The following is a 25,515-nucleotide window of genomic DNA, read 5'->3' on the forward strand; positions in this document are numbered from 1 at the left end:
ATAGGAAGCGAAAGCTTTCCTATCCTTTTTCTTTTGAATAAAAACATTTTGAAACTCCAATACTTTAATTAAAAAGAATCGGAGTGAAAAATTATGAAACGTATTTGTACGTTTTTCATTATGATTGGAAGTTTTTTCTGCTTTAATCAATTCGCGGATGCCGCAACGCCTCTTCAAGTCGTTCAGAAAGAATTACAACATATTTCAAATAAGCAACCTGTTTTATATTCAAAACTATGGATTCGTTCAATGCAGAATGCTATTTTATTTCATCATAGTGATAACCTTCGGCATGAAGATACGATAAGCAATGTGACAAAATCTTCTCTTATAAAAGTAAAACAGCTTCCACTTCAGAAAGCATCGCAGTATATCCCGAGATTATCGCAATATATTTCTAAGTTTGAAGCTGAGAATGTGCAAGTGTACTATGTTTCAGCTCGTTATGAAGTGAAAAAAGAAAATCCGTATCAGTTAAATGGCATGAATTATTTTATGCAAGTGTTTATTCAACAAGGGGGGGAATGGCGAATTGCTGAAAGCATAGTTGCTCCAACAGATCAAATCGTGGCAAATGGTGATGGATTTGGAACGAAGCAAGAAAAAGAGTATGGGAAAAGAAGAGAGAATGTGAAATAACCTCCTCATGAAGAGGAGGTTATTTTATTTAAAATTCCAAGAGACTTTCCATTTTAATATTTTAGGTAGGAAGAAATACGTAATGAAACTAGTCACTAAAAATCCGATGTAAAAGCTGGACAATGACTGCGCACGACTCAGCATTAAACCTCCAACCATTCCACCAAAGAAAATCGCACAACCCATAACTACTTTTTGTAGTTTCGGATATAATAAGTAGTTACCATTTCGCTCATTGACTGAACGGGCATATAAATATATACCGAGTGGTAATAAAATAATGATATGTGCGATAGGTCCAATCAATGTTTTTGCCGGTGGAATCTTTGTAAAGTTTGGTTCGTTATGACGTACTCCATTTTGATCGGTATAAGCGCTTTGTGGATCATAATTAAAGTTAATAGTAAAATCTTCTGCTGGACTAGAAATACGTATGCTTTTCATCACATCATGTATAAGGCCAGTGTCCTCATGAAATTCAGTGTTTGAGTGAACAGCAATGACTCCTGAGATAAGTGATGGAAGTAAAGCAGGGAAGATTAATATAACTGCAGTGAGAAATCCTTGCGATATAATATTCCCTGCAATTGTACCTACACATAAGGTAAGTGTATAAATAGCGATTAATACAATTAACATGTATATAAAATAACTATGAAAGGGGGAAAATACTTGATATTTATTATGAAAAGTTACCTTTTTCATAATAGCAAATAGCCCCCAGTTTAAAATGACAACAGCGGCAATATTACAGACTCCAAACAACCACTTTGTTATATAGAGGTGTGAACGTTTAAATGGCATAGACCATAACAAGTCGCTAGCGTTATTTTGTCTTTCCCATCCAATTAACGTACAAGCTAGGACGATCAGTACGCTACCTAACAGCATGACAGGATCTAGAAGTGTTAAATCAAAGTGGTAATGATATACATAGTTCCACTTTTTAATGTCATTTAGAAATTGTTGCTCTTGAATAGAAGTCATATAGTATTTATATGAAAAAGTATAGAAGCTGACAAGCCAAAATAACCATACAACATATTTACTTTGCTGATACGTTCTTAGCCACAGTGCTTTTTGAAACATAGGATCTCTCCTTTAAAAAACTTTATAATTTGTTAGGCGTGATAATATAACATAAGTAATGATTCCAGTTAGAAACAAACCGATATAGTAGCTCGGTAAGAAATTAAAATTGTTTATTTTATAGCCGCCTAGTAATGCAAAGTAAATGGTTGTCCCCCATATCCATATTTTTAAATGCTTTTGGAAAATAAATATCTTTTGACCGTTTTCATTTGGCGATCGTGTATATAAATATGTCCCAAGTAGTAAATAAAATATCGTATAGAAAATAGGGACTAGCATTGACTTGGCTGAATAATATATATGAGATGCTGGATCTCTTAAAGCAGTTGGATTGTTCTCGATCTTACGGGATTCCGGATCATAGTAATAATTGATAGAAAAGTGATTAATTGGTGCAACTATATTTGTTTTTTGATTGATTTCATAAAGTTGTCGATATAAGTTTTCATTTTTAATATCTGCAGCGTACAAATGGTTTGTTGTAAAAGTGTATAGTAATGTAATAAATGTAACCCCTGCTAGTAACCACGGAATACAAAAAACAATCTGTGAAACAACACTGCCAGTAAAAGTACCGATGCATAGTGCAGCTGTATAGACTGCGATATAAGAAACAATTGCATAAAGAAAGTATCGGTGAAATGGACTAAATGATTGATAATCAAAATGAATAGTTGTTCTATAAATAACATACATAAGAATCCAATTTACAAGTAACGAGATCACAATACAAAAGGAACCGAAAGTCCATTTAGATAAGAAAACATCTTTTCTTTTAAATGGCATTGTCATAAGTAGTGTATTAGATTGGTTGCTACGTTCCCATCCTATTAATAAGCAGGCTAAAGCAATGATAAGAATAGTTAACCAAAAACTATTACTTTCTCCTGAAGAAAAGGTATAAAAATAATAATAATGTTTCCCCTTTTCTTGTAATTCGTAATACATATCAAGTTGTTGCTGAGCACTTCTATAGTAGCCAAAAGGTAACAAGTAAAGCGAACTAAAGAAGAATAGTAACACAGCATATTTCCCGCGTTTCCAATTCCACATCCACAACGCCTTATGAAACATACCCATCCTCCTCCAGTGTCGTAACGAAGACATCTTCAAGTGACATTGTTAATTCTTCAATGAGTATAGGTTGTTCTTTATAAAACTTCTCCAGTGTTGTAGCCACATTTCCCTCAATTAAGATTGTAAATACTTTTCCTGTTTGATTTAATATTTTAATATTGCTTAAGTTTTCTAGTTTTTGAGGTAATGAACGTTCATAAGCAACTTGTATTTTAGCAAATCGTGATTTTGCATCGTCTAGTGATGTAATAGACGAGATAGTATGGCCTTTTAATATAATAATTGTATCTGCGATTTGTTCCACTTCATCTAAATGGTGCGTTGAGATGAAAATGGTAATCTCTTTATCTGCAACTTCTCCAACGAGAAATTGGAGGATCTGCCGTTTAACGATAGGGTCAAGTCCATTTGTCGGTTCATCTAAAATGATATATTCTGCCTTTGTAGAAACGGCTAAAATGATGGCAAGCAGTGCTTTCATTCCTTTTGAATAACTACGAATTCGTTTGTTTGGTAAGCTAAAACGCTCCAACAGTTCATAGAAATATACTTCATCAAATGCGTTATAAACTTCTTTATAAAACTTTACAATTTCTTTTACCGTATATCCGTTCAATATGTTAGTAGAATCCGGAACATATACGATTTTTTGCTTTATTTCAGGACACTGATGAATGTTTGTATCTTCATATGTAACAGTCCCTGCATCAGGGTCTAAAATACCGACCATCGTTCGTAATAAAGTTGTTTTCCCCGCGCCGTTTCTTCCGAGTAATCCAATAATACTTCCTCTTTGTAATGTGAAAGAAACATCATCTAAAATTGTTTGATTATCAATTGTCTTCTTCAAGTTTTTCACTCTCAGCATCCGCATTTCCTCCAATCTCTTTATAGTATGAATCTATCCAATCATGAATTTTATCTTTCGTAACACCAAGATAAGAGGCTTCTAATAGTAATTGATGAAATTGCTTTTGAACCATAGCGATTTTCCTTTCGTCTAATGTTGGGGTAATCGATTGGGATACAAATGTTCCTTTTCCTCGTAATGTTTCAATAATTCCTTGTCGCTCTAACTCTTGATACGCTTTACTTACTGTATTTGGATTTATAACGAGTAAAGAAGCGAGTTCGCGTACAGAAGGAAGTTTATCACTTGGAGCTAACATGTTTTTCAATACGAGTTCTTTTATATTTTGAACAATTTGTTCCCATATCGGAGTGTTGCTTCTTGGATCAAGTTGAATATGCAAGAGCAATGTCTCCTTTCTGACTTGTATTAAGTGTACTACTGCATGTAATACACTTAATACAATATAGGTGATGAATGTATTTGTCAACTGAAAATATTAGAAAAATATGGTATTAAAAAATAATAAATTGGAAAAAATAGGTTTGATATAGAATGGAGGGTTAGTCATGAAGCGAGTTTTTGGAATACTTGTTTGTTTCATGTTATTGCTTTCTGGTACTTCAGTTAGTTTCGCACAATCTGAGAAGACGAAGCAGGAAAAAACAGAAGAAACAACGCCGAAGTTAGCGGAACAAGCGTCATCAGCAATTGTAATTGAACAAGATACAGGTAAAGTTTTGTTTGATAAAAATCCAAATGAGAAGTTACCACCTGCTAGTATGACGAAGATTATGACAATGCTATTAATTATGGAACAAGTTGAAAAAGGAAAACTAAAACTGACCGATAAAGTTAGAGCAAGTGAGCATGCAGCTTCAATGGGTGGATCACAAATCTTTTTAGAGCCTGGAGAAGAGATGACTGTAAATGAAATGCTAAAAGGTATTGCTATTGCATCTGGAAATGATGCGTCTGTTGCAGTAGCGGAGCATATCGCGGGTTCAGAAGAAGGTTTTGTAAATATGATGAACAAAAAAGCGAAAGATTTAGGACTGAAAAATACTCATTTTCAAAATCCAACAGGTCTTCCGGCTAAAGACCATTATTCCACAGCAAATGATATGGCTATAATGGCGAAAGAATTGATGAAGTACCCACTTATTCGCAAATATACAGGTAAATACGAAGACTATTTACGAGAAGATACGGATAAGAAGTTTTGGCTCGTGAATACGAATAAGTTAGTACGTTTTTATCCTGGAGTAGATGGTGTGAAAACGGGCTTTACGACAGAAGCAAAATATTGTTTAACAGCATCGGCTGAAAAAAATGGCATGCGTGTTATTTCAGTTGTTATGGGAGCACCTACATCGAAAGAACGGAATAATCAAGTAACAAAGCTTCTTGACTATGCATTTGGACAATATATGACAAAGAAATTGTATACACGTGGCGAAAAAATTAAGACTGTACAAGTAGGAAAAGGGAAAAAAGAAAAAGTAGATTTAGTTGCGTCAGACAATGTGTCTCTTCTTATGAAGAAGGGCGAAAATATGGACAAAGTAAAGCAAGAAGTAATTGCTGAAAAGAAAGTGAAAGCGCCGATTAAAAAAGGTGACGCGCTTGGTACACTTGTTATTAAAAAAGATAAAGATGTTTTATTAAAACAAACAATTGTAGCAAAAGAAGATGTTGCTGCAGCGAGCTGGTGGGAGTTATTTAAAAGAAGTTTTGGGATGTTTTCAACATCAAAATAGCGGCAAACATTTTGCCGCTTTTCTATTCGTATGAAAGTAAATAATTGCCGAATGTTTTCACTTTATGGCGAAATAGTTCTTCTTTTGTCAGCAGGAAGGATTCTTATGTTGTATCACGAAAATCTTTATGTATGTAAATGAGTAAAGTTTGAGCATAAGGAGGAAATCGTGTGAGTCTTTCCATGCAATTAGAAGTAAAGCGTGACGTCCTATGTGTGAGACTAGCGGGTGAATTAGATCATCATACTGCTGAAGAGTTGCGAACGAAAGTAACAGATATGATTGAGACACATGGTGTTCATCATATTGTTTTGAGCCTAGAGAACTTATCGTTTATGGATAGTTCTGGTTTAGGTGTTATATTAGGCCGATATAAGCATGTAAAGGGATTAGGTGGAGAAATGGTTGTTTGTGCAATTTCACCGCCTGTTAAGCGTTTATTTGAAATGTCGGGCTTATTTAAAATTGTTCGCTTAGAAGAAAGTGAAGCGCATGCGCTCGCGACGTTGGGGGTGGCATAAATGAGAAATGAAATGAACCTTCAATTTTCAGCATTAAGTCAAAATGAATCATTCGCTCGCGTTACAGTAGCTGCTTTCATTGCGCAACTAGATCCAACGATGGAAGAACTTACGGAGATTAAAACAGTTGTGTCAGAAGCAGTTACGAATGCAATTATTCATGGATACGATGGAAATGCAGAAGGTGTTGTTTATATTTCTGTAATTTTGGAAGAAGCAATGGTGAAACTCACGATTCGAGATGAAGGGATTGGCATCTTTGATTTAGATGAAGCAAGACAACCCCTTTTTACAACTAAACCTGAATTAGAGCGTTCCGGAATGGGATTTACTATCATGGAAAATTTTATGGATGAAGTAGAAGTTATTTCAAACGAATCTTTCGGGACAACAATCCATTTGACAAAATACTTATCAAATAGTAACGCTCTATGCAATTAAGGAGAATAGCCTATGGACATAGAGGTCAAAAATGAGAAGAAGAAACCTCAGTTAAAGGACCACGAGCTAAAAGCGTTAATTCAACAAAGTCAAGATGGAGATCAACAAGCGAGAGATACAATCGTTCAAAGTAATATGCGTCTCGTATGGTCGGTTGTGCAGCGTTTTCTTAATCGAGGATACGAACCAGACGATTTATTTCAAATTGGATGTATTGGGCTCTTAAAATCGGTAGATAAATTTGATTTATCTTTCGACGTGAAATTTTCAACATATGCAGTTCCAATGATTATTGGAGAAATACAACGATTTTTACGTGATGATGGATCAGTGAAAGTAAGTAGATCTTTAAAAGAAACAGGAAATAAAATTCGAAAGATGAGAGACGAGCTTTCGAAAGAATTCGGAAGGGCACCAACGATTAACGAAGTAGCCGAAGCGTTAGAACTAACGCCAGAAGAAGTGGTCCTGGCGCAAGAAGCGAGTCGTGCTCCTTCATCTATACATGAAACGGTGTATGAAAACGATGGAGATCCAATCACTATTTTAGATCAAATTGCTGATCAATCTGAAACGAAATGGTTTGATAAAATTGCTTTAAAAGAAGCAATTAGAGAATTAGATGATCGAGAACGTTTAATTGTATATTTACGCTACTATAAAGACCAAACCCAATCAGAAGTAGCGGAGCGCATAGGTATTTCGCAAGTACAAGTTTCAAGACTTGAAAAGAAAATATTAAAACAGATGAAAGATCGAATAGATGAGTAGCTATCTATTCGATTTTTTTTATGACTTTAATTTAGTAGGGATTGTAAACTTTCGTAAAAATTAACAGAATTTATTGATAATTTAGTAAATTTAAAATATAATCCAAGTATGAACTTGTCACAAAGGGGGAAGGAAATATGGAAACGAGGCAACAATGGGGAACGAGGGCCGGATTCATTTTCGCAGCGGTCGGCTCTGCCGTTGGATTAGGAAACATATGGCGTTTTCCTTATACAGCGTATGAAAATGGGGGAGGCGCATTCTTTTTACCGTACTTATTCGCATTATTAACGACTGGTATTTCATTATTGGCGTTTGAATTTGCTCTTGGGCATCGTCACCGTGGTTCCGCGCCACTTACGTTCTTCCGTATTAGTCCGCGTGCTGAATTTATCGGATGGTGGCAAATGTGTGTAACGTTTATCGTTTCAACATATTATGCAGTAATTATTGCTTGGTCTATTTCGTATACGTACTTTGCAATTACTGGAGCATGGGGGAAAGATACGCAATCATTTTTATTTAAAGAGTATTTGCATGTTGCAGATAAGCCTGGACAGTTTGGAGGGCTCGTACCGGAAGTATTAATTCCATTAGCTCTCGTTTGGATTATTGTGCTTGGTGTTGCATTCAAAGGAGTTAAAAAAGGAATTGAAGTGGTTAACCGCATTTTCATCCCTTTACTAGTTGTTATGTTCCTTATTATCGTAGTTCGTGCAGTGACGATGGAAGGTGCGATGCAAGGATTAGATGCATTCTTCAAACCAGATTGGAGTCGTATTTTTGATGGAAAGGTATGGCTTGCAGCTTATGGTCAAATTTTCTTTAGCTTATCTTTAGCATTTGGAATTATGATTACGTATTCTAGTTATTTACCGAAAAACTCAGATACAACAAATAATGCCTTTATTACTGGGTTTGCAAACTCAGGATTTGAATTATTAGCAGGGATTGGGGTCTTTGCAGCTCTTGGATTTATGGCAAACAATATGGGAGTGCCAGTTGATAAAGTAGCAAGTGCTGGTGTAGGACTTGCATTCGTAGTATTCCCGCAAATTATTAATGAATTACCGATGTCACCGTTATTTGGCGTATTATTTTTCTTATCATTAACGGTTGCCGGAATTACATCTCTCATCTCGCTTGCGGAAGTATGTTTTGCTGCCGTATCTGAAAAGTTCAGCTTAAGCCGCCAAAAAACAATTGGAATTATGGGGACGCTTCTCGTACTAGTTTCTCTTGTTTTTGCAACGCGTGGCGGGCTTATGTTCCTAGATGTTGTTGATTATTTCGCTAATAACTTCGGATTAATTTCAATTGCATTAGCGGAAGTAGTTACGATAGGGCTCATTCTACGACGTTTACCAGTTTATCAAAATCACGCAAACTTCGTATCTGATATTAAATTGGGAACGTTTTGGAGAGTGAGTTTACTCGTTATTACCCCGCTTATGTTAGGGTACATGTTAATTGATGGGACAATCCAAAATATTAAAAAGAACTACGGAGATTATCCAACGGAGTTTGTCGTAACGTATGGTTGGTCAATTGCAGCAGCATTCCTTATCGTTGCACTAATCATTAGTATAAAGAAATGGAATGCACAAATACATTCAGATTCTGCTAAGCTTGAAAAAGAATGGAAAGATCGGGGTGTTTCATAATGAGCGGATCAGCGATTATGATGATGGTGATTGGTATAGTAGTTATTTGGGGAGGACTCGCATTAAGTATTGCAAATTTATTTAAGAAAAAGGCATAAAAAAACATCTGTACCGAAACGGTACAGATGTTTTTTTATGAAAAAATTGTATTAGAAAAAAATTCAATAACCATACTACAACTACGAGGAAGAGTGAAGAGGTGAATGGAAATTGGAACAAACAATTTATATTAAAATGCGTAATCGATTAAAAGTTTCTCCTACGTATGAAGTGAAACTGGGTGATGTTGCTCAACTTGCGGGAGATGCTCTGGTAGTTCAGTCGTTACAAGATGAGGTAGTTTACAAAATAACAGCGCATGATAAGACGCATGTCGTAATTGATGTTATGAAAATAATTGAGATCATTAGGAAAAAAGGGGCTCATATACAAATTAATTTACTCGGTTCTGGACAAACTCTTGTTGAAATTATATATGAAAAAAAGAAAGTACATCCGATTTTCTTCGGGCTTGTATGGTTGTTACTTTTTATTGGAGCGGCTCTTGCGATCATTTACTTCCATGAAGATGTAAGCATGCAACAAGTGCACCAGCGGTTATATTACATGATTACGGGAGAATTTAAGGCACAACCACTTCTATTTCAAATTCCTTATTCAGTAGGTCTTGGGTTAGGTATGATCTTATTTTTTAATCATGTATTTCAAAAGCGAATTAATGAAGAGCCGAGTCCGTTAGAAGTGGAGATGTTCCAATATCAGCAGTCACTTGACCAATATGTAATTGTTCATGAAAACAAGGATAATATGAAACAACTTGCCGATGATTGAGTCTGGGCTTGTTATTTTAATTGGTTTAGCGGGAGGAATTGCAGTGGGTAGCGGATATGTCGCATTTTTAGCTGTACTTGGTATAATCCCCCGTCTAGCTCAATTAACGAGAAGTGGAAAGCACATTCAATATTTTGAGTGGGCAGTTATTGCAGGTACGTTAACAGGAGCTTGGTGTAGTTTGAAAAACATTACATTTCAAACGTCGCAATATTGGCTTGTTATATTAGGAATATTTTGTGGCACATTCATTGGAATGCTTGCAGCCGCATTAACAGAAGTTTTAAATGTTTTACCTATTTTAGCGAAACGAGTAGGGGTAGAAGGGAAAATCGTTGTTTTACTCGTTGCTCTTGTACTTGGCAAAGTAATAGGCTCATTGTTTCACTGGATTTATTTCGTAAAGTAGGAGGCAGTATATAAATGACAGGGCGAAAACTAAAGGATGATTACATAAATAAAGTGAAGGAGTACCATCCAAAACCAAACTATTTCCTAAATTGTGTCAAGGCATTTCTTGTAGGTGGATTCATTTGTACTGTCGGAGAAGTATTGATGAAATTTTATATACATTATTTTCATTTCAGTGAACAAGAGGCAGGAAATCCGACAGTTGCAACGCTTGTATTATTATCGGCGATTTTAACAGGTTGTGGTGTATATGATAAAATCGGTCAATTTGCTGGAGCGGGTTCGGCCGTACCTGTTACGGGATTTGCGAATTCTATGGCGAGCGCTGCGCTAGAACATAAGAGTGAAGGAATTGTGCTTGGGGTTGCTACAAATATGTTTAAGCTAGCGGGAAGTGTTATCGTTTTTGGGGTCGTTGGTGCATACGTTATTGGGTTAATAAGATATACTTTTAACATTTTTATGTCGTAAAGGAGGGGCTAGTATGAGGTTGACTGGAAAACAAACGTGGGTATTTCAAAATGATATTTATGTGAATGCAACCGGTACTGCTGTCGGTCCAAAAGAAGCTGAAGGCCCTCTTGGAAAGGATTTTGATATTTCATACGATGATTTACATTGCGGAGAGGAAAACTGGGAACTTGCTGAACGAAGATTAATGTCAGATTCAATTCAACAAGTCTTGCAAAAAGGAAATGTAAAAACATCACAAATTGATTTCTTTTTAGCGGGTGATTTATTAAATCAAACAGTGACAGCAAATTATGTTGCGCGTAAGTGGGGGATTCCCTTTTTAGGGATGTTTAGCGCTTGTGCAACCTCGATGGAGACTTTAGCGGTTGGGTCAGCCTTTATAGATGGTGGATTCGCAAATCGTATTTTAGCGACAGTAAGTAGTCATAATGCGACGGCTGAAAGACAGTTCCGTTATCCAACAGAGTATGGAGGACAAAAACCAGGAACAGCAAATTCCACTGTTTCAGGTGCGGGATCCATATTAATTAGTAAAGAAAAAAGTGCTATTAAAATTACGGCAGCTACGATTGGGAAAGTGCAAGATTTAGGGATTGCAAATCCTTTAGATATGGGATCGGCGATGGCACCTGCTGCTGCTCACACAATTCAACAACATTTTGAAGATTTGAAGAGAAGTGCAGCAGATTATGATTTGATTGTTACCGGTGATTTATCAGCTATTGGGACACCAATCGCGAAACAACTGTTACTGGAAGAAGGTTATGATCTTGGGCATATATATAATGATTGCGGATTAATGATCTATAATTCCGATCAAGAAGAAGTATTTGCCGGTGGTAGTGGCTGTGCTTGTTCAGCTGTTGTCACATATGGTCATTTATTAAGCGAGATGCAAAAAGGGAATTTACAACGGATTTTTGTTGTTGCTACTGGTGCGTTATTAAGCCCGATGATGATGCAGCAGAAAGAAACCATTCCAACAATTGCACATGGTGTTGTATTTGAGAGAGTGAAGGGAGAGTGAATTGTGGATTTTATATATGCATTTCTTGTAGGAGGCGCTATTTGTGTAGTTGGACAAGTATTGTTAGATTTTGCAAAGCTAACACCAGCCCATTTAATGGCTACCTTTGTAGTACTAGGAGCAGTTTTAGATGGATTCGGATTGTACGATAAGCTTATAAAGTTTGCTGGTGCTGGTGCGACAGTTCCTATTACAAGTTTTGGACATTCACTATTACATGGGGCAATGCATGCGGCAGAAAAACATGGATATATTGGGATTGGTATGGGTATGTTTAGTTTAACGTCTGCAGGCATTTCTGCAGCGATATTATTTTCATTTTTTGTAGCACTTATATGTAAACCGAAAGGATAAATCAAATGAGACGAAGGGTTGTTTTGGTCACAGATGGAGATGAATATGCAAAGCGGACAATTGAGCTTTTAACGAAGGAATTTGGGGGAAGGTGTATTTCAGCATCACAAAGTAATCCAACCAAATTGACAGGGAAGAAAGTTGTTGAGCTTATTATGCAAACGCCATATGACCCTGTATTTGTCATGTTTGATGACAGTGGATTTATTGGAGAAGGATCTGGTGAAAAGGCTTTAAAATATGTAGCTACACATAAACAAATTGATGTACTGGGGATTTTGGCAGTAGCGTCTAATACACATCATTGGGAATGGGCACGTGTAGATGTCAGTGTAGATCGGAACGGGAATTTAACCGAATACGGTGTTGATAAATTTGGACTTCCAGATGGTGAAATTGGCAGAATTAGCGGAGATACAATTTATTGTTTAGATGATCTGAATGTTCCTGTCATTGTGGGAGTTGGTGATATTGGTAAAATGTGTGGAAACGATGAATGGGAGAGAGGATCACCTATTACTAGAAAAGCGATTCAATTAATTTTGGAAAGGAGTGGTTTTTATGACCAAACCTAAAAAAGTGGAAATCCCTATTTCATCTTTCATAAGTGATAATGAAAATTACTTAAAGCAAACAGCTGGACTGGGTGTTACATACGACGTTGGCATTCGTAAATTTCAAATTTTAAATAAAGAAATTGGTGTGTTATTTGTAAACGGACTTTGTGATACGAATTATATTATCCCTATTTTAGAAGAAGCTGTGGATACAAATGAGATAAGGGATGTAGAAGAAGATACAGTGAAGCTTTTAGAGAACCGTTTAATCCATCAACAAGTAAGCAAAGTGAAAACGATGGATGAGGTAATGCTTCAAGTATTATCAGGACTCATCGTTATATTTGTGGAAGGTGAAACGGAAGCGTTCGCAATAGATGTTCGTAGTTATCCGGGCCGGACGCCGACAGAACCAGATACAGAAAAGGTAGTACGTGGTGCAAGGGATGGATTTGTTGAAAATATCGTTGTAAATACAGCGTTAATTCGTAGAAGGATACGTGACCCACGTCTTCGAAATGAAATGATTCGAGTAGGAGATAGATCACAAACGGATGTTTGTATTACATATGTACAAGATGTTGCAAATCCGGATTTAGTTAAGATTATAAAACAAGAATTAAATAACATTGAAGTAGACGGGATTACGATGGCGGATAAAACGATAGAGGAATTTGTAGTTAAACAAGGCTATAATCCCTTCCCGCTTATTCGATACACAGAAAGACCAGATGTAGCAGCAAATCATCTACTAGAAGGACATGTGTTAGTACTCGTTGACACATCACCAAGTGCTATGATTACACCGACAACATATTTTCATCATTTACAGCATGCAGAAGAGTTTAGGCAAAATCCAGCTGTAGGTACATTTTTACGTTGGGTACGTTTTTTAGGTGTTATATTTTCACTGTTCTTATTGCCATTTTGGTTAGTGTTTGTTTTTGATCCAACTCTTTTACCGGAAAGTCTTGCTTTCATTGGACCGAACAAGATGACGCATTTACCAATTTTATTACAAATTTTGATGGCCGAAATCGGACTCGAATTTTTAAGGATGGCTGCCATTCATACACCGACATCGTTGTCGTCTGCAGCAGGATTAATTTCTGCCATATTAATTGGTCAAATTGCCATTGATGTAGGTTTGTTTGTACCAGAAGTAATTTTATACGTAGCAGTTTCTATGATCGGAGCATATGCAACACCGAGTTATGAATTAGGGCTTGGGAATAAAGTTGGAAAGCTATTTGTCATTATTTTGACAGGTATATTTCATGAAATGGGATTTGTAGTTGGAATGACGATATTGATTTTATTTTTAACGTCTATAAAAAGTTTACAAACACCGTATTTATGGCCGTTTTTACCATTTGATTGGGGAGCGTTAACAAAAATTCTACTCCGTCCAACGATGTCTAGTTTAAAAGTGCGCCCAAGTATTGTAAAACCTCAAAATGTAAGAAGGCAAAAATAAGCAGGATGAATCTCCTGCTTATTTTTTATCGAAAATTTATTGTTTTTTAACAAAAATCAAACATTTTTTGTGTACACTTAGAGTAGATATTGTGTATGGAAGGGGAAGAGGACATGATTAAATTATTTGTAAGTGATTTAGATGATACGCTCGTTTACAATGTGAATCATATGCAAAAAGAAGATGAACGTGCACTTTGTTGGTTAGCTGAAAAAGGGACAAATATTTGTTTTGCCTCTGGCCGCTTTACTCATCGAATTGATGAAGTCGTAAATAGGTTTGCATTCCCGTATTACACAACTAGTTTAAATGGAGCGATGATGTTACTGCCGGATGGAAAAATATTTCATGAATCAAGTTTTGAAGATGGGATTGCCCAGGAAATATATCGATATATCCATAAAAAGGGACTAGCAGATATTGTTTGTGCAAATGAGCAACGGTATACAAAAAGAAAGAATGAACATCATCACAATTTTGAAACGTATATGGGCGTACATATTGCTGAGATAGAAGCATTAGAAGAGGAATTTGGTAAGACTGTACATCCTGCGAAATTGTTTGTTTTTGGAGAAGAAGAGACAATTGCAGCATTAGATCAAGAGTTACGAGATACATTTCAGAGCGAAGCAGAAGTTTTTATGTCTGGTAAACGATATGTTGATATTATGCCAAGGGGAGTAAGTAAAGGGAGTGCTTTAAGGCGACTAATGGAACATTTACAAATTGAAGCAAATGAAGTTGCATGCATTGGAGATTCTTTCAATGATATTTCTATGTTTGAAGTAACTCCGCATTCATTTACTCTACATCATGCTCATCCATATGTGAAGGAGAAGGCGAATCATGTTGTTCGGTCGGTAGAAGAAGCTATTATGAAATTGCCATTACTTGTATAAAAAAAGAAGTTCGTCATTGACGAGCTTCTTTTTACTTGAATAACGATTTAACAAAATCAATGATACTTGAGAAGAAATCTTTAACTTTATCTAGGAAACCTTGCCCTTCTTCAGATCCTAAAAAGGCAGAGACGTGTTCTTTTGCTTTATTTAACTGACTGCCAACTTGATTCCAATCGATATTAAGATTTTTCATTTTATCAAATAGCGCAACTAAGTTATCTAACTGTTCATCCGTTAATGTAATACCAAGTTGATCCGCAATTTTTTTAATCAATGAACGTAAATCTTCAGTCGTTTTTGGTTGTTCTTTGGCAATTTCTTCTTTAATTTTTGCAACAAGTTGAACTGCTTTTTCTTCACCAATTTTATCGCCGAGCTGGGCTGTTTGCACCATTTCTTCATTGGCTACTTTTTTTACTTCTTCAGGAATTGCTTTGTTCGATGCTGTTTCATAGGCTTTCATTAAACCGGTTAAAGCAGCAGTTCCTGAAACTTTAAATGGTGCAGTAATTTGAATTTCTGCATCTTTCACACCTGCTGTAATAAGTGCGTTTGTGTACATTGCATCTGTTATCGAATTAATGTTTTTTGAACGTACAATGAGACCAGACCCTGGCTTTGTGTATGTAATCATAGAAGAGGAAATTGCTCTCGTACCAATTTGCGCTTTTGGAACAACCCCTTCTAGAAATTTATGTTCTTCCGCATTAGACACAGTAATGATTGTAGCATCTTTTGGTGCTTTCATTTCTTTTAACAGATCTTGTTTTTGTTGTTCAGACAAGTTTTCTCCTAGTGTAACAATTGATTCTCCTTCGATGATGTCTGCAAACGAAGCTGTTGGCATCATAAATACCGTTACAGCCAATAGCAGAGCTAGTAATTTCGTTTTCACGAAAAATCGCTCCCTTTCTCTTTCTAAAATTTTCGGGCAACACAGTTATTATAGTATATATTTATTATTTGTCACCTAGCTTTTTCCACATTTCGAAAAAGAAGTATGTAGATTGTCGGATTCTTTTTGTTTCTAGTCATGAATGTGGTAATATAGTGCTGAGATAGTTGAAAGGAGACATATACGTATGAAAACTTTAGGATACATATTAATGGAAAATGGTGAAAAAATCGATTTAGAATTTTTCCCAGAAGAGGCACCAAAAACAGTAGAAAACTTTAAAAAACTAGCAGAGCAAGGATTTTATGATGGTGTGACATTCCACCGCGTTATTCCTGGCTTCGTAAGCCAAGGTGGAGATCCAACAGGAACAGGTGCAGGTGGCCCAGGTTACTCTATCCCATGTGAAACTGATGGAAATCCTCATAGACACCTTGTAGGTTCACTTTCTATGGCTCATGCTGGCCGTAATACAGGCGGTAGCCAATTCTTTGTTGTTCATGAGCCACAACCGCATTTAGATGGTGTACATACTGTATTCGGTAAAGCAACAAGCGGTATTGAAACAGTATTAAACATGCGTCAAGGCGATGTAATGAAAGAAGTTAAAGTTTGGGAAGAATAAGTTAATGAGAAAAGAGAGCTATTGCTCTCTTTTTTGTTTTTTTAATAGGAATGGGTATTTCGTTTACAGTACATGATACAAGTAGTACTGTAATTGTAGCGAAAATATGGCGCTTATAAGAACAAAATTTTAACAAATCACATAGAATACATTAGATTACATGTTTCAATAAATATTTTTATTACATTAATTTTGCTAGAATTCATTTGCTCTCGGGTGATGAATATTGCAGTGATAATGAGAGATGGATGTTTCTTTTCGCTTTCATATAACAACGTTTCTCCTTCTATCTACTTAGAAAAAATAGTACTGAAACATATATTTGACTTTCTTCTTTTCGCTTTGTATGATTATCAAGTTGTTTTAAGCCCTTCTCACTCTGTTGAAAATATTGTAAAATGAATGTGATATGAAAAGAGTGGTTGAGGGGATTAATAGTTTGTAACTTTTGTAAGAAGGGATAAGGGTTATGTTAATTCGTTTTAAAAAAAGTTATGAAAAGATTGCAATGGGGCTTCTTTCATTTATGCCAACTGAAAAAGATGTGAAAACATTACAATTGACTATGAAAGATTATGAAGCAAAAGATGATTGGCAATTGTATTTGTGGAAGCAAAACGAAGATTTTGTTGGGATAATGGGGATTGTAAAAAAAGAGAATCAAGTGTTGGAAATTCAGCATTTGAGTGTGAACCCGTCTCACCGTCATATGGGTATTGGGACGAAGATGGTTCAAGAGTTAAAGAGTAAATTTCTTGAGTTTACAATTTGCGGAAATGAGCAAACAGCAAGTTTTTGCAAAAAGTGTAAAGGGCTAGAACAAAATATACATTCGTGAAAGCAGAGATAAGTAGTTTATTATCTCTGCTTTCTTTTTTGTAATTGTTCGTTTCGTTCAGCGATGACCTCTGTTCGATCACGTAATGTGTGCTTATGTATTATATATTCATTAGAAGTAGCATTCACGTCTTTCCATGGAAGGTTTTGTTTCTGACATAATTCCATGCAGTGCTTTTCTAATGCTGTATCCGATAACGGTAAAAATAGCGGTGTAAAACTCTCTTCTTTCTGTATAGATTGCAATCTATCCTGGAGTAAGCATAGAAGTTGTGTCTGATTTATTCCTAAACGTAGTAAAGGTGCACTGTTTTTTTCTAAAATCGTTATGGCGCTTTTCATCATCTTCTCTGCGCCATTCCAGTTAGAGCGTCTTTGATGGTATAAAGAAACTGCAATTTGAATAAGACCGACTAAATAATTATCACGATTTTCTCTCGGTTTTGTTTTCCAATATTCTTCCAGTATTTCGTGGCATTCAAAATAATCATAATCTCCGTGAAAATGAATTAAAAATTGGATGTATTCGGTAGGATACATTTTCTTCACCCCTGTTTAACGGTTATAAATACAAGTGTATCATAGAAATATAAACAATAAACGACTAGGGAATTTTCCCTAGCCGTTATTGTTCATATTAGCAGAAGCAAGCTGCCCCTACAATAATTAGTAAAATAAACAATACAACAAGTAATGCGAACCCACCGCTAAAACCGCAATCAACGTGACCCATAGTTTTTTGACCTCCTACATTGTTCTTACTACACTGTTATCATATGAAGCGGTGGGCATGATGATATAGGCATAGGTCTATTTTTAATTAAATTTCTTAAAAAGGTTGGATAGAACATGAGTATGCTCTATACTTATGTTGTTATAGAAAAAATGTGGTGGGATGCTTTGTGCAGTATAATTTTAAAGTAGAGGCTTTTGAAGGGCCTTTAGATTTATTGTTACATTTAATACATCGTTATGAAATTGACATATATAATATTCCTGTAGCGGAAATTACAGAGCAATATTTATCTTATGTTCATACGATGAAAGAACTACAATTAGATGTTGCAAGTGAGTATTTAGTAATGGCTGCGACTTTATTACAAATTAAAAGTAAAATGTTGTTGCCGAAACATGAAGAAGATGTACTTGATAACGGTGATGACTTTATAGATGATCCTCGTCAAGAATTGATGGAGAGGTTAATTGAATATAAGAAATATAAGCAAGTTGCTACTGAGCTAAAAGAAAGAGAACAAGAAAGAGCACAGCTATATACACGTCCGCCAATTGATTTTACATCGTTACAACAAGAAGAGGAGACAAACTTGCCTCTTGATGTTACGTTATATGATATGCTAGCGGCATTTCAAAAATTAATGCGCCGTAAAAAAGCAAAGAAACCTGTAACAACACGTATTACTCGTCAAGAAATACCAATTGAAAAGCGCATGATTGATATTTTAAAACAGTTAGAAATACAAGGTGGTCGTCAAAGTTTTTATGATTTGTTTGTTGATGATGAACGGGAAATAATGGTTGTAACATTTTTAGCGGTTCTTGAGCTTATGAAAAATCAACAAATCATAATTGAACAAGAACATAATTTTGATGAAATTTTCGTATCAAGCTCTACTAAATCTGCATAGATTTAGTATGGAAAATGGGATGGAAATAATATATCTCATGCTAGGTTTGAATGTATCGTTTGGAACAAGAGAAAAAATATTGAACCGAACGCATTGATTGTGATTCGGTTTTTTGATGTGTATTTTTATGGAGAAAATTGGAGGAAGGAGCTCGTAAAATGGATAGAAAAGAACAGAAATCAATCATTGAAGGGCTTTTATTTGTTTCTGGTGATGAAGGGATTTATCCAGAACAAATAGCGAAAGTGCTTGAAATTGAAGGAAATGAAGTAATCGATATTTTAGAAGAAATGCAAAAAGAATGTGAAGGTGCACACCGCGGTTTGCAAATTGTACAGTATGCAAAAGTATATCGTTTTGCTACAAAGAAAGAACATGCTTCGTACTATCAAAAATTAATAGATATCCCAACAGCTGCTTCACTTTCTCAGGCTGCTTTAGAAACGTTAGCGATTGTGGCATATCGTCAACCTATTACAAGGACTGAAATGGAAGAGATTAGAGGGGTGAAAACCGATAAGGCGTTACAAACGTTAGTTTCACACTTACTTATAAAAGAAATGGGAAGAGCAGAAGGGCCAGGGCGTCCTATTTTATATGGAACAACGAAAGAATTTTTGGATACATTTGGATTGAAAACATTAGATGATTTACCGGTACTTTCTGAAGAGAATGAACAAATGAATGAAGCAGATTTATTCTTTGGTTCTTTACAGGAGATATCGAAATAAAAGCTTAGCATTTTGCTAAGCTTTTTTTGTATATCAATTATATACCGTGCCATACTAATTGAAAAAAGGAGACGAGTTATGAGAAGTATGCGAGGTATTTTATTGTTAGTTTCTGTTTTGTTATGCTTTTCTTTAAATAGTGCATCGGCTAAAAGATATATGATGTCTATTCATACCGCGTCTCCTTTACATATGCAGCGGCAACATTTTGGTAAAATGAAAGTGAGTTTTTTAAAAGTTGGACAAGGTGATGCGACACTTATTACATTGCCAAATGGACAAACGATGTTAATTGACGGGGGACCTTATGAAGCAGGTGAGGTTATCATTCAAAAACTAATCGAAAAAGGGATTAACCATTTAGATGCTATCGTCAGTACGCATCCTGATATGGATCACATTGGAGGACTCATTCCGATTGTAGAGCAAATGCCGGTATCACTTATATTAGATAGTGGAAAAACATATAGTTCTTTTACGTATCACACATACCGGAATCATATTAAAAAAAGAGGAATTCCTTTCGTTTCAGTAAAAGAGGGACAATACATACCGCTAGATCCGCATGTTTCCATACAAGTATTAAACAATGGGAAATCAAAAGATGAAAATAATGAATCTTCAATTGTGTTAAAGGTACGATACGGAAAAGCGGATTTTTTACTAATGGGTGATGCTGATGTGCGGACGGAAACTGAAATATTAAAGCAATTTGATGTACATGCAGATGTGTTAAAGGTGGGACATCATGGCTCCTATACTTCAACAAGTGAAATGTTTATAAAGAAAGTAGAACCACAGTTTGCAATTCTTTCATACGGAAGCAGAAATCCGTATGGACATCCGCATCAAAGTGTAGTGAGACGCTTAAAACAGCATGGTATAATGATGTATGGAACAAATAAACGTACAGTAGAAATGGAAACAGACGGCGAGCATATTACAATAGGCTCTAGTGGATTAATGCCATTACTTAAGTGAGTAATATGATAGGGGATATTCTCCCTTTTTGGAAAACTGAATAACATATATTATAATTGCAAGAGACGTACTAAGTTTCCTCTTTGTTAAACAAAGAGGAAATTTTATTCGAATGTCTAGACAACTACTCGTGCATATATTAAGATGGAATTAGGCGAATAAGGTAATAATAACAAGTAGGTATTTCATGGGAAAGGATCGATGAAAATGAAAACGCAAGTTGTCATCAATGCCAAAATTTATACAGGTCAAGAAGTAGTGGAAAACGGATTTATTCGTTACGCAGAAACAATTAAAGAAATTGGTTTGATGGCTCAATATGTATCACAAGAAAATGAAGCGGTTTTAGATGCAGCAGGGAAGATTGTGATTCCAGGTATGATTGATGTTCATATTCATGGTGGATACGATATTGATGCGATGGATGCAAATAGCGATGGATTAGTAACTCTAGGTAAAGAAATGTTAAAAGAAGGAGTTACAACTTACTTTCCAACAACAATGACACAAGCTCCAGAAGCAATTGAAGCGGCACTACATGCTGCGAAGGAAGCGAAAGAAAAAGGAGCACATTTCGAATATATTCACTTAGAAGGACCGTATGTTTCAAAAAAACGTGCAGGTGCACAACCACTTGAACATATTGTTCCTGCCAATATTGAACAATTTAAACAATGGCAGGAAGCAAGCGGGAATCTAATTAAATTAGTAACATATGCACCTGAAGAAGAAGGTGCGTTAGAGTTTGAACAGTATCTTGCTGAAACTGGTGTTGTTGGCACAATGGGGCATACAGATGCAATTGATGCGCAACTAAAAAATAGAAACATTACACATGCAACGCATTTATACAATCAAATGCGTGGATTACATCACCGAGAACCAGGAGTTGTTGGTCATGTGTTATTAAATCCAGATGTAATGGTTGAAGTAATTACAGATGGTATTCATATTCACCCTGATATGGTGAAATTAGCATATAAATTAAAAGGACCGAAAAAAGTAAGTGTTATTACTGACGCAATGCGTGCAAAAGGTCTTGAAGATGGATTATATGAGCTTGGCGGACAGCCAGTACATGTAAAAGATGGTAGTGCTCGATTAGAAGATGGAACGTTAGCTGGTAGTATTCTAAAAATGGATCAAGCTTTCCGAAATGTAATTGAATTTACAGGTTGTTCAATCGAAGATGCAGTACTGATGACATCAGTTAACCAAGCAGAAGAGTTTGGGTTAAATCATAAAGGTGCATTAGCGGTAGGAAAAGATGCAGACTTTGTTGTGATGAATGAAGATTTACATGTATATGATACGGTTCGTTTAGGAATTCATATGAAGGAAGGGAAGTAATTAAATGAATATTCTTGTTGTAAAAACTCCAGAAGAACTAGCAGAAGCAGGTTATAAATTAATTGAAGAAGTTGTAAAAACAAAAGAAAATCCAACATTAGGAATGGCTACAGGAAGCTCTCCATTAGGTATTTATGCAGAAATGCGAAAAAATAAACTTGATACAAGCCGTGTAACCACTGTAAACTTAGATGAGTACGTAAATTTACCACATGAAGATAAAAACAGCTATCACTATTTCATGCAAGAACAGTTGTTTGATCATCTTCCATTTAAACAAACTTATGTACCAAACGGGATGGCAAGTGATTTAGAGGAAGAGTGCAAACGTTACGAGGGCATTCTAGCTGCTAACCCAGTTGACCTACAGATTCTTGGAATCGGTGAAAACGGTCACATCGGATTTAACGAACCAGGAACCCTGTTTAATTCTCCAACAAACATTGTTGAATTAACAGAATCTACACGCCAAGCAAACCTTCGCTTCTTCGAAAAAGAAGAAGATGTGCCAACGCATGCGATTACAATGGGAATTGGAAGCATTATGAAAGCGAAACAAATTCTACTTGTTGCTATGGGTTCTAAAAAGGCAGAAGCTGTGAAAGAATTATTGCAAGGTGAATATAGCGAAGCGTGTCCTGCTACAGTTTTACAACGTCATCCGAATGTAACCGTAATCGCTGATCAAGAAGCTCTATCTTTATGCAGTGAGGCGATTGCTGATGAACATCGACAAGTATTCACCATTTCCGATCTATTATCAGATTCAAGAGTGGGTGAAACAGCTAATTGAGGACGGCGAATGGAAGCCGGGAGATAAAATCCCATCTGAGAATGAACTTTGCGATAAGTTCGAAGTGAGTCGTATGACAATCAGACAGGCGATTAATAATTTAGTGGAACAAGGTTATTTATATCGGAAACGTGGAATCGGTACGTTTGTCCAACTTCCGAAAGTGGAACAAAAATTGCAAGGAATGACGGGATTCACAGAAGATATGATTTCTCGTGGGATGAACCCAAGTAGTCAATTACTTAGTTTCCGCCTAGTTCCAGCTACTGCGAAAATAGCAGACCGGTTGAGAATACAGGAGGGAGAGTCGGTTTATGAAGTGAGGCGTATACGCTTAGCTGATGATGAACCGATTGCTTTTGAGACGACATATTTGTCGCCAGCTCTTGTAAAAGATATTAACGAAGAAATATTGCAACAATCTTTATATGAACATTTAGAGAAAAAACTGGGCTTTAAACTTGTTAGCGCTACTCAATCAATTGAAGCTTCAATTGCAACGGATAATGAAGCTGAACATCTGCATATTCCTAAAAAGGCGCCAGTGCTTGTAATGCGTCAATGGTCATATTCAGAAGGTGAAGTACCGTTAGAGTATGTGAAATGTATTTATCGTGGGGATCGTTATAAGTTTATTACAAACATCGCACGTAACAAATAATATATTTCAGTTCGTGAAGTACAGTTAATGTCAAATTGTTTAACATGTAAAGAAAAAATACGACTCATCCTTACAAGGAGTGAGTCGTATTTTTATTATGAGTAATTACGTGGTTAACAGCATCTTTAACTGTATTTACTACATAGTGAGCGTGTTCTTTTACTGCTTCATCTGCTTGAGACATAGCAAAACTGTGAGGAGTTAAAGAAAACATCGGGATATCATTATAAGAATCCCCTATGCAAGCAACTTCCTCTGGTTGTAGTTGAAACTCTTTTAATAAAACAGAAATAGCAGCCCCTTTACTAATATTAGGTGGCATTACATCTAAACATTGTTCTGCTGAAATGAATGTACTAACTTTTCCGTGGAATTTTTCATCAATTTTTTTCTGAAGGAGTTGTAAGCTTTCCTTTGTTCCACCGACAGAGATTTTATTTGGGAAAATTGTATCATCAATTTTCTGTAATAGATGCGGTTCTTCAACAGAAGTCATCGTTACTTGTTGTTCAAGCTCATGAATGAACGGTGTTTTCTCTTCAATGTAATAATTATGCTCATCACTTACATAACGAAAATAAGGATCTTCATTTGTCATTGCTAACAGATCAGGTAGAATACTCGAATCGAATGTTGCGGATAATAGTTGCTTGTTTTCATGTGTGTACACGAAAACACCATTTACACTAATACGATGGAAATTTGTATTTACAGCTTTCATTAAGTCTGCAATTTCATTATCCAATCGGCCAGAAGCGAAACAAAGAATAACATTTTGCTCAGCAAGACTACGAAGTGCTACAATATCTTGTTCGTCAATTAACCCTCCGTGTTGCATCATTGTACCATCGATATCACTTACAAACATTTTAATCATGTTGTTATCTCCTTTCTATGTACAGTTGCTCTTACATTATACGCATCATATATAAACATGTCTAAAAAATGAATTTTTATGAAATGGTAGATGTTTTACATTGACGACAAAGAAGAATGTTCTGTAACATAAAAGCAGGCTATTTAAGTACGAGGGTGGTGTTATATGAATAATTATCTAGAAATTAAAAAAGTTTTAAATAATAATGTCATCATTGCTAGCCATCCTGAACATGAGGAAGTAGTAGTGATTGGTAAAGGAATTGGATTTGGGAAAAAAGCGAAAGATGTATTGGAGCAAGAACAAATTGAAAAAATGTTTGTTTTAAAAAATGAACGTGATCGTGAACAATATAAACTGTTAGTGCCGCATGTGAGTGAAAAACTAATTGAATTAATGAATGATATTATGTTCTACATTCAAGAAAAAGCAAAATCACCATTGAATGAACATATTCATATCGCTTTAACAGATCATATTTCTTTTGCGATTAAGCGGTTAAAACAAGGACTTACAATTGATAATCCTTTTTTAGTTGAAACGAAAATGCTCTATCCAGAGGAATATGAAATTGCTGAAGGTGTTGTAGACCTTTTAAATTCTCGTTTACAAATTACATTACCAGAAGGAGAAATTGGTTTTATTGCACTCCATATTTACAGTTCGCTTACAAATTCAGATTTATCTTCAGTTAATCAAAACTCCCGTCTCATTGCACAGCTCGTATCTTTAATTGAGACAAACTTACAAATTACATTAGACCAAGAAAGTATCCACTATTTACGCCTTATCCGTCATTTACAATACGCAATTGAACGGGTAAAAAAAGGGGAAAAAGTAGAGGAATCACAAAGTTTTGCTGATTTATTAAAGGCAGAATATCCTGTCTGTTATAATTTAGCTTGGAAGCTAGTTAAGGTCATGCAAAAAGAATTGCAACTTCCTGTGTATGAAGCAGAGAGCATATATTTAACGATGCACCTGCAGCGCTTAGTGAAAGCAGAGCATGTGTAAAAAGACATATATTTTTGTCTAAAATGAAAACGTTAAAAAAAATCATTGAATCGCTTACAATAGTTATGTATAATAACTATTGCAAAGTTATACAAATTTCGACAAACACATTAAGGTAAGTAACGAAAACGTTTGCCTTAATTATAGTGAACTTATACGTAAACCTATTTTTGACACGTGTTACTGATTCGATCAGGCATGAGTGGAGAAAAGCAAGGAATGTAAGCTTGAGAAAGGGATATACTACCCTTTGTATA

At 35.7% G+C, this 25,515-nt stretch carries 33 protein-coding genes; 25 read left to right on the plus strand and 8 right to left on the minus strand.

Annotated features, from left to right (window positions below; genetic code table 11):
- Nucleotides 1-93: 93 nt before the first annotated feature.
- On the plus strand, nucleotides 94-639 hold the full coding sequence (locus QEP67_RS06945; RefSeq protein WP_000820917.1) for a hypothetical protein: 546 nt from the start codon (nucleotides 94-96) through the stop codon (nucleotides 637-639).
- 24 nt (nucleotides 640-663) lie between these two features.
- Here QEP67_RS06945 and QEP67_RS06950 read toward each other — a convergent pair whose 3' ends face one another.
- From QEP67_RS06950 to QEP67_RS06965, 4 genes are read right to left on the minus strand one after another with little or no spacing between them, the layout of a single operon-like run.
- Nucleotides 664-1,728, minus strand: coding sequence for an ABC-2 transporter permease (locus QEP67_RS06950; RefSeq protein ID WP_061672333.1), 1,065 nt, complete (start codon nucleotides 1,726-1,728; stop codon nucleotides 664-666).
- Between the two features lie 12 nt (nucleotides 1,729-1,740).
- Nucleotides 1,741-2,805 (minus strand): ABC transporter permease subunit, encoded by a 1,065-nt coding sequence (locus QEP67_RS06955; protein ID WP_000468538.1) that lies wholly within the window; start codon nucleotides 2,803-2,805, stop codon nucleotides 1,741-1,743.
- A complete protein-coding gene (locus QEP67_RS06960; protein ID WP_353706549.1) occupies nucleotides 2,795-3,676 on the minus strand; it encodes an ABC transporter ATP-binding protein in 882 nt (293 codons plus the stop codon). The genes QEP67_RS06955 and QEP67_RS06960 overlap by 11 nt, the downstream gene beginning before the upstream one ends.
- Complete coding sequence (locus QEP67_RS06965; RefSeq protein ID WP_000548043.1) at nucleotides 3,642-4,061, minus strand: GntR family transcriptional regulator; 420 nt, start codon at nucleotides 4,059-4,061, stop codon at nucleotides 3,642-3,644. The genes QEP67_RS06960 and QEP67_RS06965 overlap by 35 nt, the downstream gene beginning before the upstream one ends.
- A 166-nt stretch (nucleotides 4,062-4,227) precedes the next feature.
- Here QEP67_RS06965 and dacF point away from each other — a divergent pair, with 166 nt between their 5' ends.
- The 14 genes from dacF to QEP67_RS07035 all read left to right on the plus strand — a co-directional run bounded on the left by dacF (nucleotide 4,228) and on the right by QEP67_RS07035 (nucleotide 14,845).
- Entirely contained in the window at nucleotides 4,228-5,418 is a 1,191-nt protein-coding gene (gene dacF / locus QEP67_RS06970; RefSeq protein WP_000831992.1) for a serine-type D-Ala-D-Ala carboxypeptidase DacF, read from the plus strand.
- A 170-nt stretch (nucleotides 5,419-5,588) separates the two neighbouring features.
- Nucleotides 5,589-5,939 (plus strand): anti-sigma F factor antagonist, encoded by a 351-nt coding sequence (gene spoIIAA, locus QEP67_RS06975; RefSeq protein WP_000059133.1) that lies wholly within the window; start codon nucleotides 5,589-5,591, stop codon nucleotides 5,937-5,939.
- Nucleotides 5,940-6,380, plus strand: a complete 441-nt coding sequence (spoIIAB, locus tag QEP67_RS06980) for an anti-sigma F factor (protein WP_048546248.1) — start codon at nucleotides 5,940-5,942, stop codon at nucleotides 6,378-6,380.
- A 12-nt stretch (nucleotides 6,381-6,392) separates the two neighbouring features.
- Nucleotides 6,393-7,151, plus strand: a complete 759-nt coding sequence (gene sigF, locus QEP67_RS06985) for an RNA polymerase sporulation sigma factor SigF (protein ID WP_000350733.1) — start codon at nucleotides 6,393-6,395, stop codon at nucleotides 7,149-7,151.
- 137 nt (nucleotides 7,152-7,288) lie between these two features.
- The gene (locus QEP67_RS06990; RefSeq protein WP_000450092.1) at nucleotides 7,289-8,815 is read left to right on the plus strand and encodes a sodium-dependent transporter; all 1,527 of its coding nucleotides are present in this window, start codon (nucleotides 7,289-7,291) and stop codon (nucleotides 8,813-8,815) included.
- Nucleotides 8,815-8,913 (plus strand): methionine/alanine import family NSS transporter small subunit, encoded by a 99-nt coding sequence (locus QEP67_RS06995; protein WP_000016826.1) that lies wholly within the window; start codon nucleotides 8,815-8,817, stop codon nucleotides 8,911-8,913. The genes QEP67_RS06990 and QEP67_RS06995 overlap by 1 nt, the downstream gene beginning before the upstream one ends.
- 136 nt (nucleotides 8,914-9,049) lie before the next feature.
- Nucleotides 9,050-9,646, plus strand: a complete 597-nt coding sequence (gene spoVAA / locus QEP67_RS07000) for a stage V sporulation protein SpoVAA (RefSeq protein ID WP_239661014.1) — start codon at nucleotides 9,050-9,052, stop codon at nucleotides 9,644-9,646.
- Nucleotides 9,639-10,055, plus strand: coding sequence for a stage V sporulation protein SpoVAB (gene spoVAB, locus QEP67_RS07005; RefSeq protein WP_000572948.1), 417 nt, complete (start codon nucleotides 9,639-9,641; stop codon nucleotides 10,053-10,055). Before spoVAA ends, spoVAB begins: the two co-directional genes overlap by 8 nt.
- A 14-nt stretch (nucleotides 10,056-10,069) precedes the next feature.
- Complete coding sequence (spoVAC, locus tag QEP67_RS07010) at nucleotides 10,070-10,528, plus strand: stage V sporulation protein AC (RefSeq protein WP_000147730.1); 459 nt, start codon at nucleotides 10,070-10,072, stop codon at nucleotides 10,526-10,528.
- 13 nt (nucleotides 10,529-10,541) lie between these two features.
- Nucleotides 10,542-11,558 carry a stage V sporulation protein AD gene (spoVAD, locus tag QEP67_RS07015; protein WP_064056457.1) on the plus strand — a complete coding sequence of 339 codons (1,017 nt, stop codon included), beginning with the start codon at nucleotides 10,542-10,544 and terminating at the stop codon, nucleotides 11,556-11,558.
- Between the two features lie 3 nt (nucleotides 11,559-11,561).
- The gene (spoVAE, locus tag QEP67_RS07020) at nucleotides 11,562-11,912 is read left to right on the plus strand and encodes a stage V sporulation protein AE (protein ID WP_048565672.1); all 351 of its coding nucleotides are present in this window, start codon (nucleotides 11,562-11,564) and stop codon (nucleotides 11,910-11,912) included.
- A gap of 5 nt (nucleotides 11,913-11,917) precedes the next feature.
- The gene (locus QEP67_RS07025) at nucleotides 11,918-12,487 is read left to right on the plus strand and encodes a stage V sporulation protein AE (protein WP_064056456.1); all 570 of its coding nucleotides are present in this window, start codon (nucleotides 11,918-11,920) and stop codon (nucleotides 12,485-12,487) included.
- Nucleotides 12,474-13,946 carry a spore germination protein SpoVAF gene (gene spoVAF / locus QEP67_RS07030; protein WP_048562394.1) on the plus strand — a complete coding sequence of 491 codons (1,473 nt, stop codon included), beginning with the start codon at nucleotides 12,474-12,476 and terminating at the stop codon, nucleotides 13,944-13,946. The genes QEP67_RS07025 and spoVAF overlap by 14 nt, the downstream gene beginning before the upstream one ends.
- Nucleotides 13,947-14,041: 95 nt before the next feature.
- Complete coding sequence (locus QEP67_RS07035; protein ID WP_353706550.1) at nucleotides 14,042-14,845, plus strand: Cof-type HAD-IIB family hydrolase; 804 nt, start codon at nucleotides 14,042-14,044, stop codon at nucleotides 14,843-14,845.
- A 31-nt stretch (nucleotides 14,846-14,876) separates the two neighbouring features.
- Here the strand turns inward: QEP67_RS07035 and QEP67_RS07040 are convergent, their stop codons facing one another.
- Nucleotides 14,877-15,743, minus strand: coding sequence for a DUF1002 domain-containing protein (locus QEP67_RS07040; RefSeq protein WP_000850517.1), 867 nt, complete (start codon nucleotides 15,741-15,743; stop codon nucleotides 14,877-14,879).
- Nucleotides 15,744-15,930: 187 nt separating this feature from the next.
- On the opposite strand from QEP67_RS07040, the gene QEP67_RS07045 reads away from it, so the two are divergent.
- The 3 genes from QEP67_RS07045 to ribT all read left to right on the plus strand — a co-directional run bounded on the left by QEP67_RS07045 (nucleotide 15,931) and on the right by ribT (nucleotide 17,206).
- Nucleotides 15,931-16,368, plus strand: a complete 438-nt coding sequence (locus tag QEP67_RS07045) for a peptidylprolyl isomerase (protein ID WP_000853785.1) — start codon at nucleotides 15,931-15,933, stop codon at nucleotides 16,366-16,368.
- Between the two features lie 219 nt (nucleotides 16,369-16,587).
- Nucleotides 16,588-16,770, plus strand: a complete 183-nt coding sequence (locus QEP67_RS07050) for a hypothetical protein (RefSeq protein ID WP_048565670.1) — start codon at nucleotides 16,588-16,590, stop codon at nucleotides 16,768-16,770.
- Nucleotides 16,771-16,837: 67 nt separating this feature from the next.
- Nucleotides 16,838-17,206 (plus strand): GNAT family N-acetyltransferase RibT, encoded by a 369-nt coding sequence (ribT, locus tag QEP67_RS07055; RefSeq protein WP_000908397.1) that lies wholly within the window; start codon nucleotides 16,838-16,840, stop codon nucleotides 17,204-17,206.
- Between the two features lie 20 nt (nucleotides 17,207-17,226).
- Here the strand turns inward: ribT and QEP67_RS07060 are convergent, their stop codons facing one another.
- Together QEP67_RS07060 and QEP67_RS07065 are read right to left on the minus strand one after the other, a co-directional pair.
- On the minus strand, nucleotides 17,227-17,745 hold the full coding sequence (locus tag QEP67_RS07060; protein ID WP_048565669.1) for a DUF309 domain-containing protein: 519 nt from the start codon (nucleotides 17,743-17,745) through the stop codon (nucleotides 17,227-17,229).
- A 97-nt stretch (nucleotides 17,746-17,842) separates the two neighbouring features.
- On the minus strand, nucleotides 17,843-17,938 hold the full coding sequence (locus QEP67_RS07065) for a YjcZ family sporulation protein (RefSeq protein ID WP_000510194.1): 96 nt from the start codon (nucleotides 17,936-17,938) through the stop codon (nucleotides 17,843-17,845).
- A 169-nt stretch (nucleotides 17,939-18,107) separates the two neighbouring features.
- Here QEP67_RS07065 and scpA point away from each other — a divergent pair, with 169 nt between their 5' ends.
- The 6 genes from scpA (at nucleotide 18,108) to phnF (ending at nucleotide 23,367) form a co-directional block, all read left to right on the plus strand.
- Nucleotides 18,108-18,851: a segregation/condensation protein A gene (scpA, locus tag QEP67_RS07070; RefSeq protein ID WP_001199757.1), complete on the plus strand. Its 744-nt coding sequence runs from the start codon at nucleotides 18,108-18,110 to the stop codon at nucleotides 18,849-18,851.
- A gap of 158 nt (nucleotides 18,852-19,009) precedes the next feature.
- Entirely contained in the window at nucleotides 19,010-19,582 is a 573-nt protein-coding gene (gene scpB, locus QEP67_RS07075; RefSeq protein ID WP_000375163.1) for a segregation/condensation protein ScpB, read from the plus strand.
- Between the two features lie 78 nt (nucleotides 19,583-19,660).
- Nucleotides 19,661-20,563, plus strand: a complete 903-nt coding sequence (locus QEP67_RS07080; RefSeq protein ID WP_001257287.1) for an MBL fold metallo-hydrolase — start codon at nucleotides 19,661-19,663, stop codon at nucleotides 20,561-20,563.
- Nucleotides 20,564-20,770: 207 nt separating this feature from the next.
- Nucleotides 20,771-21,913, plus strand: coding sequence for an N-acetylglucosamine-6-phosphate deacetylase (gene nagA, locus QEP67_RS07085; protein WP_002107769.1), 1,143 nt, complete (start codon nucleotides 20,771-20,773; stop codon nucleotides 21,911-21,913).
- A gap of 4 nt (nucleotides 21,914-21,917) precedes the next feature.
- Nucleotides 21,918-22,706 (plus strand): glucosamine-6-phosphate deaminase, encoded by a 789-nt coding sequence (nagB, locus tag QEP67_RS07090; RefSeq protein ID WP_001024205.1) that lies wholly within the window; start codon nucleotides 21,918-21,920, stop codon nucleotides 22,704-22,706.
- On the plus strand, nucleotides 22,636-23,367 hold the full coding sequence (gene phnF, locus QEP67_RS07095) for a phosphonate metabolism transcriptional regulator PhnF (RefSeq protein ID WP_002194085.1): 732 nt from the start codon (nucleotides 22,636-22,638) through the stop codon (nucleotides 23,365-23,367). The genes nagB and phnF overlap by 71 nt, the downstream gene beginning before the upstream one ends.
- Nucleotides 23,368-23,437: 70 nt before the next feature.
- Here phnF and QEP67_RS07100 read toward each other — a convergent pair whose 3' ends face one another.
- The gene (locus QEP67_RS07100) at nucleotides 23,438-24,244 is read right to left on the minus strand and encodes a Cof-type HAD-IIB family hydrolase (protein ID WP_046956417.1); all 807 of its coding nucleotides are present in this window, start codon (nucleotides 24,242-24,244) and stop codon (nucleotides 23,438-23,440) included.
- 165 nt (nucleotides 24,245-24,409) lie between these two features.
- On the opposite strand from QEP67_RS07100, the gene glcT reads away from it, so the two are divergent.
- Complete coding sequence (gene glcT / locus QEP67_RS07105; protein ID WP_001067321.1) at nucleotides 24,410-25,258, plus strand: ptsGHI operon transcription antiterminator GlcT; 849 nt, start codon at nucleotides 24,410-24,412, stop codon at nucleotides 25,256-25,258.
- Nucleotides 25,259-25,515: the final 257 nt, after the last annotated feature.

The sequence above is a fragment of the Bacillus cereus group sp. MS39 genome (assembly GCF_040448665.1).
Taxonomy (GTDB): domain Bacteria; phylum Bacillota; class Bacilli; order Bacillales; family Bacillaceae_G; genus Bacillus_A; species Bacillus_A wiedmannii.

Coding starts and splice junctions, on each gene's coding strand:
- QEP67_RS06945 (WP_000820917.1), top strand. CDS start 94: ATGAAACGTATTTGTACGTTTTTCATTATGATTGGAAGTTTTTTCTGC.
- QEP67_RS06950 (WP_061672333.1), bottom strand. CDS start 1,728: ATGTTTCAAAAAGCACTGTGGCTAAGAACGTATCAGCAAAGTAAATAT.
- QEP67_RS06955 (WP_000468538.1), bottom strand. CDS start 2,805: ATGTTTCATAAGGCGTTGTGGATGTGGAATTGGAAACGCGGGAAATAT.
- QEP67_RS06960 (WP_353706549.1), bottom strand. CDS start 3,676: ATGCTGAGAGTGAAAAACTTGAAGAAGACAATTGATAATCAAACAATT.
- dacF (WP_000831992.1), top strand. CDS start 4,228: ATGAAGCGAGTTTTTGGAATACTTGTTTGTTTCATGTTATTGCTTTCT.
- spoIIAB (WP_048546248.1), top strand. CDS start 5,940: ATGAGAAATGAAATGAACCTTCAATTTTCAGCATTAAGTCAAAATGAA.
- sigF (WP_000350733.1), top strand. CDS start 6,393: ATGGACATAGAGGTCAAAAATGAGAAGAAGAAACCTCAGTTAAAGGAC.
- QEP67_RS06990 (WP_000450092.1), top strand. CDS start 7,289: ATGGAAACGAGGCAACAATGGGGAACGAGGGCCGGATTCATTTTCGCA.
- QEP67_RS06995 (WP_000016826.1), top strand. CDS start 8,815: ATGAGCGGATCAGCGATTATGATGATGGTGATTGGTATAGTAGTTATT.
- spoVAA (WP_239661014.1), top strand. CDS start 9,050: ATGCGTAATCGATTAAAAGTTTCTCCTACGTATGAAGTGAAACTGGGT.
- spoVAB (WP_000572948.1), top strand. CDS start 9,639: ATGATTGAGTCTGGGCTTGTTATTTTAATTGGTTTAGCGGGAGGAATT.
- spoVAC (WP_000147730.1), top strand. CDS start 10,070: ATGACAGGGCGAAAACTAAAGGATGATTACATAAATAAAGTGAAGGAG.
- spoVAD (WP_064056457.1), top strand. CDS start 10,542: ATGAGGTTGACTGGAAAACAAACGTGGGTATTTCAAAATGATATTTAT.
- QEP67_RS07025 (WP_064056456.1), top strand. CDS start 11,918: ATGAGACGAAGGGTTGTTTTGGTCACAGATGGAGATGAATATGCAAAG.
- spoVAF (WP_048562394.1), top strand. CDS start 12,474: ATGACCAAACCTAAAAAAGTGGAAATCCCTATTTCATCTTTCATAAGT.
- QEP67_RS07035 (WP_353706550.1), top strand. CDS start 14,042: ATGGAAGGGGAAGAGGACATGATTAAATTATTTGTAAGTGATTTAGAT.
- QEP67_RS07045 (WP_000853785.1), top strand. CDS start 15,931: ATGAAAACTTTAGGATACATATTAATGGAAAATGGTGAAAAAATCGAT.
- QEP67_RS07050 (WP_048565670.1), top strand. CDS start 16,588: ATGAATATTGCAGTGATAATGAGAGATGGATGTTTCTTTTCGCTTTCA.
- ribT (WP_000908397.1), top strand. CDS start 16,838: ATGTTAATTCGTTTTAAAAAAAGTTATGAAAAGATTGCAATGGGGCTT.
- QEP67_RS07060 (WP_048565669.1), bottom strand. CDS start 17,745: ATGTATCCTACCGAATACATCCAATTTTTAATTCATTTTCACGGAGAT.
- QEP67_RS07065 (WP_000510194.1), bottom strand. CDS start 17,938: ATGGGTCACGTTGATTGCGGTTTTAGCGGTGGGTTCGCATTACTTGTT.
- scpB (WP_000375163.1), top strand. CDS start 19,010: ATGGATAGAAAAGAACAGAAATCAATCATTGAAGGGCTTTTATTTGTT.
- QEP67_RS07080 (WP_001257287.1), top strand. CDS start 19,661: ATGAGAAGTATGCGAGGTATTTTATTGTTAGTTTCTGTTTTGTTATGC.
- nagA (WP_002107769.1), top strand. CDS start 20,771: ATGAAAACGCAAGTTGTCATCAATGCCAAAATTTATACAGGTCAAGAA.
- nagB (WP_001024205.1), top strand. CDS start 21,918: ATGAATATTCTTGTTGTAAAAACTCCAGAAGAACTAGCAGAAGCAGGT.
- phnF (WP_002194085.1), top strand. CDS start 22,636: ATGAACATCGACAAGTATTCACCATTTCCGATCTATTATCAGATTCAA.
- QEP67_RS07100 (WP_046956417.1), bottom strand. CDS start 24,244: ATGATTAAAATGTTTGTAAGTGATATCGATGGTACAATGATGCAACAC.
- glcT (WP_001067321.1), top strand. CDS start 24,410: ATGAATAATTATCTAGAAATTAAAAAAGTTTTAAATAATAATGTCATC.